Source organism: Desulfosporosinus meridiei DSM 13257 (assembly GCF_000231385.2).
Taxonomy (GTDB): domain Bacteria; phylum Bacillota; class Desulfitobacteriia; order Desulfitobacteriales; family Desulfitobacteriaceae; genus Desulfosporosinus; species Desulfosporosinus meridiei.
Genome location: NC_018515.1, coordinates 2,327,059 through 2,344,604, shown reverse-complemented (window position 1 = coordinate 2,344,604; position 17,546 = coordinate 2,327,059). Strand labels below are relative to the sequence as shown.

General features: G+C 43.1%; 10 protein-coding genes. 2 read left to right on the top strand and 8 right to left on the bottom strand.

Annotated elements, in window-relative coordinates; translation table 11 throughout:
* Nucleotides 1–373: 373 nt before the first annotated feature.
* A complete protein-coding gene (locus tag DESMER_RS10725) occupies nt 374–4,435 on the bottom strand; it encodes a UvrD-helicase domain-containing protein (RefSeq protein ID WP_014903073.1) in 4,062 nt (1,353 codons plus the stop codon).
* Entirely contained in the window at nt 4,428–8,156 is a 3,729-nt protein-coding gene (addB, locus tag DESMER_RS10720) for a helicase-exonuclease AddAB subunit AddB (RefSeq protein ID WP_014903072.1), read from the bottom strand. Before addB ends, DESMER_RS10725 begins: the two co-directional genes overlap by 8 nt.
* Before the next feature lie 220 nt (nt 8,157–8,376).
* Here addB and DESMER_RS10715 point away from each other — a divergent pair, with 220 nt between their 5' ends.
* Nucleotides 8,377–9,102: a polysaccharide deacetylase family protein gene (locus tag DESMER_RS10715; RefSeq protein WP_014903071.1), complete on the top strand. Its 726-nt coding sequence runs from the start codon at nt 8,377–8,379 to the stop codon at nt 9,100–9,102.
* A 7-nt stretch (nt 9,103–9,109) separates the two neighbouring features.
* On the opposite strand, the gene DESMER_RS10710 is transcribed toward DESMER_RS10715, so the two are convergent.
* The 5 genes from DESMER_RS10710 to DESMER_RS10690 form a co-directional block, all read right to left on the bottom strand.
* Nucleotides 9,110–9,955, bottom strand: coding sequence for a YitT family protein (locus tag DESMER_RS10710; RefSeq protein WP_014903070.1), 846 nt, complete (start codon nt 9,953–9,955; stop codon nt 9,110–9,112).
* Nucleotides 9,956–10,240: 285 nt separating this feature from the next.
* A complete protein-coding gene (locus tag DESMER_RS10705; RefSeq protein ID WP_014903069.1) occupies nt 10,241–11,575 on the bottom strand; it encodes a DUF4349 domain-containing protein in 1,335 nt (444 codons plus the stop codon).
* On the bottom strand, nt 11,572–12,084 hold the full coding sequence (locus DESMER_RS10700) for an RNA polymerase sigma factor (RefSeq protein ID WP_014903068.1): 513 nt from the start codon (nt 12,082–12,084) through the stop codon (nt 11,572–11,574). The genes DESMER_RS10705 and DESMER_RS10700 overlap by 4 nt, the downstream gene beginning before the upstream one ends.
* Before the next feature lie 272 nt (nt 12,085–12,356).
* On the bottom strand, nt 12,357–13,787 hold the full coding sequence (gene cls / locus DESMER_RS10695; RefSeq protein WP_014903067.1) for a cardiolipin synthase: 1,431 nt from the start codon (nt 13,785–13,787) through the stop codon (nt 12,357–12,359).
* Nucleotides 13,788–13,980: 193 nt separating this feature from the next.
* Nucleotides 13,981–15,846 carry a collagen-like triple helix repeat-containing protein gene (locus DESMER_RS10690; RefSeq protein WP_014903066.1) on the bottom strand — a complete coding sequence of 622 codons (1,866 nt, stop codon included), beginning with the start codon at nt 15,844–15,846 and terminating at the stop codon, nt 13,981–13,983.
* Nucleotides 15,847–16,201: 355 nt separating this feature from the next.
* Here DESMER_RS10690 and DESMER_RS24700 point away from each other — a divergent pair, with 355 nt between their 5' ends.
* Nucleotides 16,202–16,333 (top strand): hypothetical protein, encoded by a 132-nt coding sequence (locus tag DESMER_RS24700; protein WP_014903065.1) that lies wholly within the window; start codon nt 16,202–16,204, stop codon nt 16,331–16,333.
* Nucleotides 16,334–16,537: 204 nt separating this feature from the next.
* On the opposite strand, the gene DESMER_RS10685 is transcribed toward DESMER_RS24700, so the two are convergent.
* Nucleotides 16,538–17,371 (bottom strand): hypothetical protein, encoded by an 834-nt coding sequence (locus tag DESMER_RS10685; protein WP_014903064.1) that lies wholly within the window; start codon nt 17,369–17,371, stop codon nt 16,538–16,540.
* Nucleotides 17,372–17,546: the final 175 nt, after the last annotated feature.

The following is a 17,546-nucleotide window of genomic DNA, read 5'->3' as shown; positions in this document are numbered from 1 at the left end:
AACCCCTCTTTCATCCTTACTCCTTATTAAAGATAGTTACAACAATCACAAGGAATAGTAACTATGTTCGCCAAGAAATTAAAAAATCCTCTTTTAAAAAGACGAAATATTATGGAATTAAATAATTTTATAGCTAATTTGTTGATTCTTGACATATGCTCAATAAACCAATCCCCAATTGTCTGAATGATTTACCGCTCATCAAGACCCCTGCTTTATTAAAGCAGGGGATTTTAGTGCAATTTGGTGGTTGAACAACCATCCATTCAGCTACTTCTTTTTAGGTAATGTAACATTTCACATATTCTTAAAATTAGACTATCACTTTTGAACTTAATAATCAATAATTAATTGAATAGAATATTAAATATTATCAGAAAGGCAATACCACCTCTAAAGCGCTCTTCCGAAGTTCCCGGATGGCTACCTCCCGGCCAAGAGCAAATGAATAAAGGGTACAGCGTCGAACTTCGATTTTAACTAAGCGTTCAATTGCTTGGGCATAGAGTGATAGTTGAAGGGTATAGCGCTCTCTGAGAATCTGCTCAGGATCACTGTCTTCATCTTCAGGAAACGAATCCGTCTTATAGTCGAGAATTTCTGCTGAATTATTATCATGTTCATCCTTGTAGATAAGAACCACATCAATGACGCCCTGGACCAGAACTTTTGTCATGCTCTCTGATGGGAAGGTCAGAGTAAAGGGTACTTCTCTGAGAATCTGATTTGCCTTGAAAAGTCTCTGCCCTAAAGGAGTGCCTAAAAAATGAACAATCTGTTCGGGCTGAATGATCATACGCTGTTCATAATTTAAAACTTCAGTTTGTTCAAGTTTATGCACAAATTCTCTTATCTCATTAACTTGATCCCGATAAGACATTGTTGCCCAGATTTCAGCTAATTCGTTAAAGGGGAGATGCTGCATCACTGTATGCATTGCAGTCCCTCGTTCTGCAGCCGTTAATTGTTGCGCAACTTGCATAAATTTCGGCCTCAGTACAATGTTTGATTGCTTCTTAAGAGTGGGCATGGCAGATGCCTGGTTATCCACGTGCCAGGTCTGCTGTCGTTTTAATTCACTGACGCTTGTTTTGGCCACTTGTCTAACAGATTTTCCATGAGGATACTGCCAGCTTAAGCGCCGGCTAACTTCAGTATACCACTCTTCTACAGACCCAACTTCAGATGCCTCTCCGGAACTGCTTTCCTCTAATCCTTCTGTTGGAATGGAATCTAGGCAGTCCTCATGAGTTTCTTCGACACTATTATGAAGAAGAATTTTCCATTGTGAATTTGACTCCGGCAAGGTACAAGTAGTTTGGGGACTTGTTTCACCGAAAAGTTGAGCAGGATGACGCACTAAGGCTGGACCGATCCAATCCAGAAAGCACTTAGCGCTTCTTAGTTGACCCGTTGGTAAGGGTATATCCTGCCAATCAAAGCTACGAAACCATTTCTTAAGAGTTGTATCCCAGTTATCCAGGCAGCCATAAAGAAACAGACGCTCCTTGGCCCTGGTAAGCGCTACATAAAGAATACGCAGCTCTTCGGCCAAAGATTCTTGAGCTAAACGTTGTTTTACAGCATATTGAATTAACGACGGGTAGCGCACATTGTTTTCCACATCAATGATCGGCATTCCCACGCCTAATTTAGAATGTAAAAGCATCTTCCCTTTGAGGCTTTGAGTGTTAAAGGTCCTTCCCAGGCCAACGACAAATACGACGGGGAATTCTAATCCTTTACTGGCATGAACTGTAATTAAGCGAACCACATCTTCATTTTCCCCTAAGGCTCGTGCACTTCCCAAGTCTTTACCTTGTCCCTGGAAGCGCTCTAAGAAGCGAAGGAAACGAAATAACCCCCGATAACGGGTTGCTTCATAACGACGTGCTCGGTCATATAGCACACCCAAGTTGGCCTGACGCTGTACACCTGCCGGTAAGGTGCCCACATAGGCTAAGTACCCGGTTTCTTCATAAAGTGACCACAGCAAATCGGCAAGGGATGTTCGTCTGGATTTTGTGCGCCAGCCCTGGAGATTATGCCAAAAAGCCGAGATTTTGTCCTTTAACTGAGGAGCAGTTTCTAGAATCTGACGAGCCTGCAAAAGCTTTTCCGGCAGTGAGTCCTCGTAGAGGCCCAATATATCTCTGAAATCCTTCTCTTGCTCAGACTTAAGGTTTTCAGTGCCAGACCCAGCCCATACTGCCATGGTTAAGGCTTCAAAGAAATCCCCTTCGGGAAGCATCATTCGGACTTTGCCCAATTCACTTCCATTGAGACAGACTAACGGAGAACGAAGTACTGCTGCCAAAGGAATATCCAAATGAGGATTATCGATGATTTTAAGCAGGGATAATATGGTCTCTACTTCACTGGCGCCAAAATAGCCGCTGGTTGTTTCCGCATAGACCGGAATACTCTTGCTTTGAAATTCTTCGATATAAATTGGGGCAACTGCCGAGTAGGATCGCATCAATACCACAATATCCGAATAACGAACAGGACGAAAATCCCCCATGTGCTTATCATAAATCTTAAATTCTGCTCCTTGAACAATACCTTGAATTCTCATTGCGACAAAACGGGCTTCCAGTCGAGCTTTATCCATGTCCTCTGTCGATATAGTTTCTTCTGAGTCCCTTGGATTTTCCGTAGAGTTACTGCTTTCTGTGCCTTCAGCTTGTCGCTGATCTTCGTTTGCCACAACGTCTTTTGTTCCTTCATCAAAGTATGTAGACAACTCGCCTTTTATGCTTTTTGAGTCAATTAAATGAACTTCAATAGGCCCTTCAGCTGTACTGATTTGATTCTGTCCCGCAACAAAGGATGCACCATATTGTAAAGCTGCTTGATCATCATAGACTATTTCTCCGGCACTCAAGGTCATGATCTGGCGAAAAAGATAATTCACACCCTTTACGACTTCAACCCGACTGCGAAAGTTGCGGTTTAGATCAATGACCATTGTCTTTGACTCATTTGTCGGGTCAGTTAGCTGGTCAGTCTGCCAATGAGGAAGGGTATTATATTTGGCAATAAAAAGGTTGGGGTCAGCCATACGAAAACGATAAATGCTTTGCTTCACATCTCCCACCATGAATAAATTAGGCGACTCCCCTTGTCTGGATACCTGATGTAAAATGCGTTCCTGAACCGGATTGATATCCTGATATTCATCCACTAATACTTCAGCAAAGAACTCCTTTAATCCTTGAGCGATCAAAGATGCTTCTCCCTCTTCTTCCAGCAAATTCAGCGCAAAATGCTCGAGATCCGAAAAGTCCACAATGCTACGCTGTCCTTTAGCCGTCGAATAGGACTGTGAAAATTCAATGACCAATTCTCCCAGCGTCCCAGCCATCCCCCCCATCTCTCTCAAGGCAGGAAGCTGATTCTCAAGGGGATAAGCGAATACTGCATCTTTTATTGAATTAAGTTTCTTTTTAGCGTCATCTCTTAATTTCTTACACTCTTCCTGCAATTCCTTTTGCGCAGATTCATCAACTATTACTTCCTCAGTGGCAACGGCGGTTGTCTTCTTGGATTTAGAGCGTATCGCCGGCAGTTTGGGGAAATTGATCGCAGAGTAATACTCCGCTTCTACTTGAGCCCACTCCCCTTTTTTTAAGGCACGGTCAAGTAAGCCTGCGCGGTTAAGATCATCTTGCAGAGCTAAAGCATAAGGCAGCGGGCCACCGGGAGATTGACAGAGCTGTTCTGCCCTTTCGAACAAATTTAAACTTTCACTGACAAGATCAGAGAGTCCTTGGCGAATAGCTTGACCCCATTGGCTTTGCATCAAATTTTCGATACTTTCCCAGGTGTATGCTCTGGACAGATCACTTAACCAGGCCTTAGGCTGGGGCTGACTATAGGCAAAGGAATACAGACTCAGTACATACTCCATTAGGGGTCGGTCATCACGATCTGTGCCAAAGGCTTCAACCAGTTTAAGAAAGTCAGCGTCCTGTGCTGCATACCTTGCTTCAAAAAGATCCTCAATAACATCCTGACGCAGTAGGTCTGCCTCAGCTTGATCGGCAACTCGAAAAGCAGGATCCAATTCCAGTTGGTAAAAGTACTTACGGATTAATTCCAGACAGAAAGAATGCAAGGTAGTAATACTGGCTTGATGAAGCAGGTTGCGTTGTTTGAGAATACGCTCAATTTCCCTAGGGTCTGGTTCCTGAAATAAAGCATCGTCTAAGGCTTTGCCAATACGCTCCCTCATTTCATTGGCCGCTGCTTTAGTAAATGTAACGACCAAAAACCGATCAACATCGACAGGGTCTTCAGTATTCAAAATTCTATGGATTAGACGTTCAACAAGTACAGCAGTTTTCCCTGAACCTGCAGCAGCGGCTACTAAGAGTTCCCCTTGCAACCTGATGGCGGCAGTTTGTTCTTGTGTCCATTTTGGTTTACTCACTTAGATGACCGCCTTTCTTCTTAGTAGATTCCTGCTTTCGCTCCTTCTTGCCGGACTCTGTTGTTGCTTCGCCAAGCCAGTTTAAGACGAGATCCTTAGAATCCTTTATTTCTAACTCCTGCTCTTGCTCTTGCAAAAGGTCATCTGAATTCTCGGCCTTAAACCCTTCCAGTCGTTCCCAGACTTCTTCAGACTTCAAAGCAGACAAGTCCCGATATTGATTTTCCGGCAGGTAGGGATCGAAGTGGCATACGGGCTTATAACTGCAGTACTGGCAGCCGGTACTCTTTCCTCGCCGATAAGGAGAAAGGGAAATATCACCGTCTAATATTTCTTCCCCCTTCTGCCGAAACCACTGCTGAAGATAATTACTTAGCAAAGAGAATTGATCCTCTGTAAGGACGTTTGTGCCTTTTTTAAAGGTTCCGTCTTTTTTTAACTTTAGTCCCAATAATTCAGATTGCCCCGTTGAAAATGTTGAATCCATGGCTTCTAAAACCTTTGGATTAGCTAATAAATAGCCACTTACCTTAACTGCTTTGACACGGCGTTGATCTAACTCTTCTGAACTGAGGGGGAGTTTCTCTTCGAGCTGAGGTTCCAGTACGGGAAAATATAGAAAGCCCGCCGGAATCTTCTCCGGAAAGGGGTTATCCCTGCCGACAGCAATTTCACTAAAGGTGTTTTCCGAATCTGCTTCTTCAGAATCGGTCATCACTGTAGGAGTATTCAACAAGACTTCTGCTCCCTGTAAGGCCACGTGTAGATAAGTCAACAATTGAAGATTTAAGCCATAGTAAATCGAGTCTAGGGATAAGGACAATTCACGAGATTTATAATCCAGGATTCGCAAATAGACTTGTCCGTCTAAAAAGGCGGCATCGACTCGGTCAATTTGCCCGCAGAGCAACAGCGAATCACTGTCGGTTAACGGAATCTCTACTCCGGGCAGTTTCTCCTGTGGCCCAAAACCAACTTCAAGTTGGATGGGAATGAACACCCCTTTTCGGGCATGCTCCCCCAGCACTCGTACTGCGTGATGAACCGTTCGTTTTAGCTTATGAGTCAAATAACGATAACGGGCGTTGCTTAAGAGGATTTCATGCTGCAGACTTGGGGCAATCTGATCCGCCAGTTCATTAATCAATGTCCAAGATTCTTGCTTAGTCAATTTTCCCCAATCCAAACCCTTGGCCTTGAGCTGCTGAGCAAAATCATGCAAAAGGGTGTGAAAGAATTCTCCCATATTTGGACTGGACAATTGATAAGTCGATCTTTCGCGGAGTTTCAAACCATAACGAGCATAATGTCCAAAAGGGCATTTAGCGAATTGTTCCAAACGGGAGACACTAGCCATTAAGCGTTTACCATATAAGCGTCGGGCTAGGGGACGTTGCAGTTTATCCTCTTGATTCTGGTTTGTAAGACTTTCTTGAAGTCTATCAACTTTACTCTTCCTGAGGGGATCTTGACTTAGCCACTTTTCAGCGGCCTCCCATAAAGGAGAAAGAGGTTCCCCTTGGCGTAGGAGACGAAGCTGTTCGGCATAGTTTTGTAAAGTGGAGTCCGGTTGGCTAATTTGGTGGATATCCTCTTGGTTTCCTAAAAAATATCCGCTAAGCATCGGAAAAAGATGAGTCAACCGGGTAACAACCGGAGAAACCGTCAATCCTTTCCCCTCTTCATCCGTCAAAGGATAACAAACTATCAGCCTTTCAACGGCGCGAGTAAGTGCAGTATAGATAAAGAATTGTTCTTCAAAGGTCTGAGCCTTGCCTTTTGGAGCAAGGGCAACTCCGGCTCTTTCTAATTGTTCTCTTTCTTCAGCGTCAAGCACCCCATCAGAAACCGGGCGCGCCGGAAGTATTCCTTCATTAGCTCCTAAGATAAAGAGCACTCTAACTTCAGGATTGCGTGAGCGATCTAGGGATCCGACTAACACTTGGTCGAGTCCGGGAGGAATCAGACCCAACTCGATTCCTTCAATACCGGAAGAAAGAATTAGGGCATAGTCCTCAAGTTCTAAGTTCTCTTCCCCTAAACCCACAACGATTTCATCGAGGACTTGGACAACCGATTCCCAGATTTGTTCATGCAGCCTAGCCTCTGCAAGATCCCCTTCATCTTGAGCTTTTTGCGACCACAACTTTAATGTGCCGGGGACATCTAAGCCTTCAAGAAAATAATACAAGGCTTCTGTGACAATTCGTACATTCATAGCTGCCAATTGGTTTAATTCAGCCAAGGGCGCAATAATATCAACCACAGTTTGGCGAGAGGTGTTAAGCTCTGTCTGAAACTTAAGCTCCGAAGCTCGTTGTTCTTCCTTTTGACCTAGAGTCCATTGTCTATGATATTTCCAAGGCTGATTCCTCGTCCAACCATCACCATGAATGCCATATTCCAGAACATAATTTTCCAGACGATCAACGGCATCCCTTTGCAGGGGAAAAAAGTCTGTCTTTAAACAGCGAAATAAGGGTTCATATCCCCAATTGCTCTTGATTGCTTCTAAAATCGATTGCAGGAGTTCGATTAAGGGATGATGAAGGACAGGGCGTTTATAATCTAGGAAGTGCGGTATTTCATAAGCTGTAAACACTTGAGCAATCAGTTCGGCATAACCCGTAAGGTCACGACTTGTGACGGCCATTTCGTTCCAGCTATGACCCTCGTCTCTAGCCAAGCGCCTTAGTTCTCTCGCTGCACCTTCTACTTCAGCTCTGCGATTGACAGCCGAGAAGACCTGAATTCCATTGGTCAGGCTACCTGTTGAAGAAGTATTATTATCTACTTGAAAAGTAGCAAAAGCAACCGTAGGGTAAGTAGAGTAATACTTTTCCAGATGCCAGAGCCAAGGATGCTTATAGCGCTTAGAACCAAAGAGTATGGTTGGGGGATGTATCTGTACGCCTGTTTCTAAGGCAATACGCTGCAAGTCTTGATAGGTTTTCCAAGGCCCGGCAAACATCTCATCTCCCGCTTGGAAAATCCCCGCCCCAGTCAGGCGTTCCTCCGTAAGGAAAACCGGATCTAAAGTAGAGGTTATGACAACTTCCTGAGCGGTTGACACCAGCCTCTTTAAAACCTCTAATTCTTGCGGGGTGAATCCTGTAAATCCATCAACCCATACTTTTGCCCCCTGAATAAGGGGCGCAGAGGGAATTTTTTCAGCCAAAACAGACAGCTCATCATCCGGGTCACGAATTCCAAGTCCTAAGGCTGCCTGAAATTCTTCGTAAATTAGGGCTAAATCACTAAGCTTGTCTTCTAATAGGCTACTTGTTGTTTTGACCTTAAGTAAATCATTGGGGCCGACGCAATAAATCTTAAACTCTCCAATGGCTTGAGCGAGAAGTTCAGCCATGCCGGGACGAGTAGCGGATCGGGCAAATGCTTTGAGATTAAGGCGATGCTTCAAAAGAATTTTACGCAGAAGCATTCGTTTTCCTATGGGACCGATCAGCACCTTTTGCCCTCCACCGGTCTCAGAAAAAATTCTCCAGCCCAGACGTCGAAAGCTTAAGACTTGGGCACGCAAGCTTCCTCCGAGATCGGGAGTATCTGCTAAAGCGACCTCCATCTGATAAGTAGCCTGCTCCGGAACAAGAAGGATAAGAGGGGCTCCACCGGGTTCGCTGCGCAGCTCATTACGGATTTCTTCTAAGCATAATGTGCTCTTGCCGCTGCCTGCTCGTCCAAATACAAAACGGAAACCCAAAATCTATCCCTACCTTCTTTAAGTATTCGTTGCCCCTGCTTCCGAGAGGTATTTGATAATATTTCCGGCATTTCCGGTTAATTGAGTTAGGTGAGTTGGTTTAGCCTTAACCTAACCTAGCGAAATGACATGTAATTCTAGAATAGTTTTAGCGGAAGAATGCATGTAATTTGTTATTTATCCATAGGTATTAAAGAAGCAACTTGGGGGTGAAGGACATTTGCGTATCTATTTTTTATCCCGCCGAAAACTTATTCTCTTACTTATGTTCCTAATTACTATAGGAGGCTTACTGACAATTAATTTACTGACACAGACTATTCCCTCTCTGGTACGAACTCCCGGAACTTACTATATGGCCAAAACCCAGGAAAAAGTCGTGGCTCTAACCTTTGATGATGGACCTGATCCCGTTGATACACCGGATATTCTAAATATTTTAAAGGAAAAGGACGTAAGAGCCACCTTTTTTGTCTTAGGAAAGGCTGCAGAATCGAATCCAGCTTTACTTAAGCGTTTAGTCAAAGAAGGTCATGAAATAGGAAATCATGGTTTCACCCATGATTATCAACAGCGCAAATTAGTAGCAGAAATGAATCAAACGGATCAGGTCGTCTTTAATTCAACAGGGAATCACACATATTTCTACCGTCCACCAGGTGGACTGGTTTCAAAAACTCAAATGGAAGCCACTAAAAGAAATGGCCATGTGGTAGCACTATGGAGCGTCGATAGTAAAGACTGGAGAAATCCGGGAGTCAAACAAATTATTGATAATGTTATGAAAAACGTCTTTCCCGGTGCAATAATCCTCATGCACGATGGAGGGTATCAACGTACTCAAACCGTGAAATCCCTGGAGCCTATCCTTAATGCCCTAAAGGCTTCCGGGTATCGTTTCGTCACCTTGAGTGAACTCAGAACCCTCGATTCAGATCTCAAGTAGAGATTACTTACTCATTGGAAAACCCACTGCCGAAAACCTCTCCCGCATTTTGAATAATCATAAAAGCTTGGGGGTCTACATCCCGCACAGCTCGTTTTAAGCGCCCGATTTCAGGTAAGCTCACTACACAGATAATAACATCTTTGGGTTCACAAGAGTATGCTCCACGTCCATGCAAAAATGTTGCACCTCGACCTAGATCACCCATAATTCGTTCAACTAATGCTTCAGAATGATCGGAAATAATGGTAATTGATTTGGCCGGAACTCCACTCTGGATTAAATCCAGTACTCGCCCAAAAACAAATAGCATTACCAAGGTATAAAGAGCGGCTTTTGAGCCAAGAACAGCCCAGGATATTAAGATAATAACTCCATTGATCGCCAGAGCAGAGGTTCCCATGGGTACACCATACCTCTGTTGAATAATTTTAGAAATTATATCCGTTCCACCTAAACTACCGCCAAAGTGGAAAACAATCGCTGAAGAAACTCCGGAAATGAGCCCTCCGTATAGCGCCCCTAAAAAGATATCACTAAAATCCAGGGGGCGAACTCCGTTAAATAAATCTAAGAAAACTGAAAAAACTGCGATACCCCAAATAGTCTTAAAAACGAACTCCTTATCGATTTCCTTCCAACCTAAGACCAGTAAAGGCACATTAAATAGAAATGTCATAACTCCGATTGGAAAATTTAAGGTGTAGTAGAGGAGTAAAGCAATCCCGCCGACTCCACCGCCACTCAAGCCGGAATAGACAATAAAGCCCTGAATTCCATAGGCAGCCAGGATAGCACCGATAGCTATTCCTATAATCCCTCCAATAGACTTTGCTCGTTTTGAAAGTTTCAAATAAATGCCCCCCACTTAATTGGTGAAGTTATATTTACTAATTATACAGAGATATATAGTCGGCGTAAAGTTAAGGGGCGGAAACGTAACCTTGACTTTGTGGAGTATATATGGAACTTAGATAAAGAGGTATTTTAGCCGCCATGTAAAAAGGGTTAAGGCTAGACAAAAGCATCGTAAAATGCTGTCTAGCCTTAACCCTTTTTATCAATTCCTGCGACCCACTTCCTATGTGGGTGTTCCTTATTCTGCATCTGGGTGCGTTTCTCTCATGATCATAGTCAGCTAACCGGTCCTTTTTCTCCAGAGTTTATAAATACTCCAACCCAGAGCTCCCAGTAAAAGATACGGTGAGGCATAGCCCATTCCGACAACTAAATAATTCAGTCCATTCCAGGTACTGCTTAAAGTTTTCAGCACCGCATCCCCGGCAGCTTTCCAGGTTTCAGTCCAAGATATGGGCTGCCAGGGGTTTGTTACATTGAGATTAGGGCTTTGACGAGTCACAATTTGAATAGTCACCGTGGAGTAATCGACTTGATGGTTCCAAAGTTTTAGCTGACCCTTTAATTGTTCAATTTGTTGGCGAACATTGCTTAGGGCACCTTCCACTTTAAGCACATCGTCAACCGTTACCGCCTGAGCCAGAATTTCGAGATAACGGTTCTCTTCAGCCTCAAGAATTGTCAGGCGGGCTTGCGAATCGTAGTATTCATTTGTAATATCATTAGCCTGTAAGCGTTGATCAAGCACCTTCCCCCAAGCAGAGAAAGAATTTTGCAGGCCGCTAAGTTTATCGGAAGGGATCTTAACTGTTAAATTCGCGGAGGAGTAATGATCTGATTCACTTTGTTGAGATGTGACCACATACCCTCCAAGTTGTTGTACCTCCTGGCTAATCTGATTGACAGAGTCCTTAATGGCTGAAACTTCCAAAGTTAAATCTAAATTATGAGTTATCTTCCGGGCTAACTCGGCATCCGCCGGCGGAGCATCCGTTTGATCCGGTGGAACCGGAAGAACTTCTTTGTTTTGGGCTGCTGAGGTGCTATCCATACTGAACTGCATCTCTGCTTTAGGTGCTGTACCTTCCTCCGCGCCATTGCTAGGCATTTTCCCTTTGGCCCTGATCTCCTGGTTCATATTCATTGAATCTTGTAGAGCGAGATTAAAATTTCCATCCTGGGGAGAGCTACCCGTAGATTGAGTCGATTTCTCCATACTGCTCCCCATACGAGGAAGGATGTTCCCTGAGCCGTTCATAGCTTGCTGCCCAATAATCACAAAGAGCGCTAAGGCAGCCACAGAAATGCCGAGTTTCCAATGACCAAAATTGCTCACGGAAAGCAGAGTCGTACGTATTCTTTGAGAAAGGGTTGCTTTTTGCTTTACTTTTTGGCTTATACCCTTTTCCTGATCAAAAACATTTATTTGGGACTCTCTTGAATCCCCCAGTCCAGACATTTTTTCTAGAGCCTTTTGCTTTACACTAAGTTTGATTTTTTCATTAGCAGCAGAGTCAGCCTCAATCGATCGGAAGAATGTTTTCATACGCTGTAAATCACCATCCTCTTCCCAGAGAGCGGTGAGATCCGTCTTTTTGTCAAAAAACCTTTTCATCGGACTCTGCCTCCTCTGTCCAGGTTCCCCTGGTAGATTTTTCGGAACCCTTTCTTAGCCCGGTATAAAAGGCTGTCTACTGCTTGCTGAGTCGTACCTAGGATCTCCGCCACTTCTCCTGCACTAAACCCTTCAATTAACCGGAGTTGAATAACACTAACCTGTTGTGGAGAGAGTTTAGCTAAGGTCTCCTTAACACTTAATAGAGTAGCCCACGATTCACTTTGATCTAAATGCTCATGTGGGGGTAACGGGGTTTCTTCCAAAGGCATCATGGGAGTACGTTTATTACTTCTATAATAGTCTGCAATCTGATGGGCGGCAATTGTTAGGGCCCAAGACTTAAGCGCTGTCTTCTTTTCCATGGTAGGTAAGCCGCGCCACACTTTCACGATAATTTCAGCGGTCACATCTTCTACATCTGCTTTAGGTATCCGAATCGAAACATATCGGTAGACTACCGGAAACAATAGTTCATAGGTCTCATCAAAGGACGAATTGGCCTCCACCTCGTCGTCAGCCTCCTGCCTTCTCTCTTTATATTTAATTCTGTATGTCCATTTTAGCTTAATCTATCTTAACATATAAATTGCATCCTAAAGTAACAATTTGCTACTTATAAGACGTATTTCCCCGGCAATTTCTGACGCCTAACTCCGAAAAAAATACAAAACATCTAAACAGTAGTTTGTGTAGACAAGTGGATGGTTCTCTTGTCCAAGTTTCAGCTCAGAGAGAAGAACCGCCCACCTGTCTACATCCTTCTTTCTAGATCCTAGGTCTATAATAGAGGCGAAAGAATACGTGCACTTGACTCTTTTACTCGCTCAATAAATGAACGAGATTGTATTTCCTCAAGTTTAATTTCGCTGCATTCCTCTAAATCCATCTCAAAATGATCTATTAATCGTTTCGACGTTGACTGGTCATAAATATAAGCACTAACCTCAAAATCCAAGAAAAAGCTACGCATATCCATATTAGCAGAACCTACTAAAGCAAGATGATTATCAACAATTAAAATCTTAGCGTGAAGCGTACCTTTCATATATTGAAAGATTTTTATGCCGGACTGGAGTAATTCCTCGAAGTATGAATTCATTGCCAAGAACGTCAATTTATTTTCTGGAATTCCTTGGACAATGAGACGCACATCTATACCACTAAGAGCTGCTGTTTTAAGGGCCATAATCAAACTTTTATCCGGAATAAAGTAAGGAGTTTCTATTTTGATGCAGTGTTGAGCCATAGTGATCGAACTAAAAAAGCTATGTAAAATAGATTTCCATTTTGAATCAGGTCCAGACGCCAGGATTTGAATAGGAAGGTTTTGAGAAATCTTTGTTTCAGGGTAGTAACGTTCTCCGTTAATCTCCTGATGAGTGACGAAATACCAATCATTCAGAAAAATTGCTTGAAGGGTTTGAACCGCTTTTCCTTGTATTCTCAGATGTGTATCTCGCCAAAAGCCCAATTTCGAATCTCTGGACATATACTCATCCCCAATATTCAATCCTCCTAAAAAACCAATACTACCATCAACCACGACAATCTTTCGGTGATAACGCAGATTAAGTTTAGAGGTTAGATAGGGGAATCGTATCGGAAAGAACCAGTTAGCTTGAATACCTGCTTTTCTCATACTATTAATAAAACTTCCCGAAATGGAATGACTACCCATGCCGTCAAGAATAACTCGCACTTCTACTCCTTCAGTTACTTTACGAGCTAAGATCTTCAAGACATCTTTCCCGATTTCGTCGTCATTAAAGATATAATAACTAAGGTGAATATGATGTACTGCAGTTTCTAAAGCATTAAATAATTCTTGAAACTTTTCTCCACCATTCAAGAGGATATCTACTTGATTATGCTGGGTTAATGGGGCAAAGCCTGAGTTAATATGTAAATTGACCAGTTTTAATGCTGAATCAGTTTTTAGGCTCGGTTTCATTTCTTCACTGTTAGTACAAGATCGCTGATCTCTGACCCATGGCTTTATCTGGTTATCTTGAATATGTTTATTACGAAATATCTCCCCTCGAGTTTTCTTGCCAAACACGGTATAAAGAATGAATCCTAATCCCGGAAGAAGAGCAAGTATAACGATCCAAGTCATGGTGTTACCCGGGGAACGATTTTCCAGGAGAATTGTCGTCCCGATTAAAAAAACCTGTAGAAGGTTAATTAACAATATAAAATACCAAAGCATGTATATCCCTCTCCCTCACAGCAATTAAGATTTCTTCACAAAATCTAGTTATTACCCAAAAGAGTCAATAGTAATCTGATTGTCTATATCTACGAGGAAGAAGGACATTGGCGATTAGCCAATGTCCTTCTTCAATATATCTTCACTCTATAGCTTAGATCTTCCGCATGGCTTTATGACAATGCTGGTGAGCTTAGGATAATCTGAACATAGACCAAACGATGCCCGGTGAACCCGCACCACCTAAATCAAGAGGTATCGTTAAGCCATTAGCTTCATAGAATAACCCTACGACATCACCTGCAGCTAATTCCACAGAGCCAGTCAACGTTACTGTACCATCGCCAAGAATGGTTCGTAAAGTCAGTACCAGCGCAACATTAACGTTTAAGACAGGGAAAAGTCCGCTAACTAAATCTGTTACAGTGGGTGATGTTCTCCGTACAACAAATGAGGGTGTGACTCCTGCGCCAAGGCTTACCGTAATCGCCGCAGTCGAGGAATAATTGACGGTGGCTTCAATAGCGTAAGTTCCCGTTACAGGAACAGTGTAGTTACCGGTAACTTCATCAAAGGTAGCGCTGTCATAATATGGGGAAGTTACCGTCCAGCCTGCTAACTGGGTACTCGCAGCCGCACTGGCAGCAGGCAGAAAAGCCGAAAATCCTTCCGCGGTCAAAGCCGAACCGGTTGCTCCGGTTGCTCCTACTTCTCCGGCAACCCCAGTTGCTCCGGTTGCGCCTGCTTCCCCGGTTGCCCCAGTTGCTCCGGTTGTGCCTGCTTCCCCGGTTGCCCCGGTTGCCCCGGTCGCTCCTACTTCTCCGGTAACCCCAGTTGCTCCGGTTGCACCTGCTTCCCCGGTTGCCCCAGTTACTCCGGTCGCTCCTACTTCTCCGGTGACCCCAGTTGCTCCGGTTGCGCCTGCTTCCCCTGTAACACCAGTTGCTCCGGTTGCGCCTGCATCCCCGGTTGCCCCAGTTGCTCCGGTTGCGCCTGCTTCCCCTGTAACACCTGTTGCTCCGGTTGCGCCTGCTTCCCCGGTTGCCCCAGTTGCTCCGGTTGCGCCTGCTTCCCCGGTTGCCCCAGTTGCTCCGGTTGCGCCTGCATCCCCTGTAGCACCTGCTGCTCCGGTTGCGCCTGCTTCTCCGGTTGCCCCAGTTGCTCCGGTTGCGCCTGCTTCTCCGGTTGCCCCAGTTGCTCCGGTTGCGCCTGCTTCCCCTGTAACACCAGTTACTCCGGTTGCGCCTGCTTCTCCGGTTGCCCCAGTTGCTCCGGTTGCGCCTGCTTCTCCGGTTGCCCCAGTTGCTCCGGTTGCGCCTGCTTCCCCGGTTGCCCCAGTTACTCCGGTTGCGCCTGCTTCCCCTGTAACACCAGTTACTCCGGTCGCTCCTGCTTCTCCGGTGACCCCGGTTGCTCCGGTTGCGCCTGCTTCCCCGGTAACACCTGTTGCTCCAGTTGCGCCTGCATCCCCGGTTGCCCCAGTTACTCCGGTTGCGCCTGCTTCCCCTGTAACACCAGTTACTCCGGTCGCTCCTGCTTCTCCGGTGACCCCGGTTGCCCCGGTCGCTCCTACTTCTCCGGTAACCCCAGTTGCTCCGGTTGCACCTGCTTCCCCGGTTGCCCCAGTTGCTCCGGTTGCGCCTGCTTCTCCGGTTGCCCCAGTTGCTCCGGTTGCGCCTGCTTCTCCGGTTGCCCCAGTTGCTCCTAATATATCTTCCAACGGATCTAACTCAGCTGGTAACACACGATGTGCTGCGACTAAATTCCCTGCTGAATCCTTTCCCCATGCGGATATCTTTATTCCATTCGAGCTTGTAATAAACTGAAACTCGAATGCACTAAAATCCGCAAAATAATTTCTAGTAGCAACGGCACCGGCTGCCAATATAAATTCTTCTAATACATACATTATCTTAGTTGTCTCGGAAATAAAAAAACCAACTATCTGAATATTACCCTCGACTGTATCATCATTCGATATTTTCACTGTGAAGGTAGTTGTCTCTCTTAGCTCGCTGATTAGGGGATTTTCTATTATTCCAGTTGTTAGCTCAGCCACCTTATCTCTCCTCCGTCTCAAGTATAACCATTTACTGGCATATAACAATTTCTTCTAAAGTCTGATAAAAGAAACTTTGTATTATTCTATTGCATATTACATATTTTGTTAAAAAAATAAAAATCATATTTAACTAGAAAGGACGGTTCTCCTGTCTGAGTTCTACTCAATCAAGGGAACCGTCCTTTGCTTGACAAACTAACTGTTTGGTGTACGGATTTTGTCTCGTTCACAGATAAACTCTGATTTTCAACAATTCTCAAACCTCATATTAGATACATTTTTTAACTGGTATAACGAGGACATAAATGTAAAACCTAAATTGTCAATATAATTTTGAAAGGAGGTCTTATAAATGCTTGGTCTGAAAATGAGAACTAGAAAGCCAGATAGTTTATTTAGTCCTCCCTCGTTATTCATCCTTGCCCTAGCTACAGGTGCTGCAATTTGGATCAGTAAAACAAAGGAATGCGAAGAAGATTGTTAAGAATCAAAGCCGTCCAAAAAGGACGGCTTCGTATCTTGAATTATAAAAAAAACGCTTTCGTAACAGTAATTAAGAATAATTACTGTTACGAAGGGGATGAAGACATTATTATTAGTACCAATTAATAGTTAATTTCCAAGGCAATTTGTTACGGATTTTTGAAATACAATATAGATATTTTCAAGCTCATTGGACTTGAATATATTACATGTTTTTACCAATACATATAAATCTCATATCATATTTACAGTCAGCCTTAAAAGGCCATAATAACTTGAACTCCGAGCTAAAATTTATCAAACCACTTTCTAATCTTAATTCTATGTCATTTTCAGCTTGAATAGCCCCTTCAATTCGACCGTGCTGTCCTTCTATCCCCATCTCATATCCAAAAAACAACTTATCTTCGGTGCTTTCTATGACTGCAGCATTAAGCTTTTTTGCCACAATATCATTCATCTTTTTTATCTTGTCGATAACCAGATTATCTTCCTTGCCAGTTATTTGTAGACACATTGACCAAATCTGCCGTAAATAAACATTTATCTGACTATGGACTCCAATTAATATACTATTTTTATAAGCATCTTTTCCGAACTCTAATGGATACTTTTCAATTTTAACTGTAAGATTATCAAGAAAACTTAATAATTTATGTCGAGTACTCAAATTATTCGTGTTAGTAAAAAAATATTTCCTTACTAAATATTCATAATCTCTATATTCGCTATCCTCGATACCTAAAAAGTCACAATCTATCAATTCGATTTTGTTGCTATTTGCTAATGAATATTGGTGTATGCTCTCTTTCATAGAAGACATATCTATATCAATTAAAATTATTTTTTTAAATTTAGATTCAAGAATATTTAAATCAATATCATTGCATTTACCTGCACCAAATATTGCTATACTTTCAAAGTCAGTAGTATTATTAATAATATATTCAGTTACTTTATATCTATAATTACTCCATTCATTGTAAGCTCCGGCAATTGTTTGCAACTTCTTTAACTCATCTAAAATATTAAGATCCATTAATGCTCACCCTCTATTGATTTTATTTTAAAAAATTATAACACGATTTAATAATAACTAAACTAATATAATCTAATTTCCCTTTCTCATTAAATTTAACTCCTTGTACCTCAGTATAAATTGTTTCATTCTTAGGTATCAGTCATAATGAAATTTGTCCAGGAGGAAACCGTTT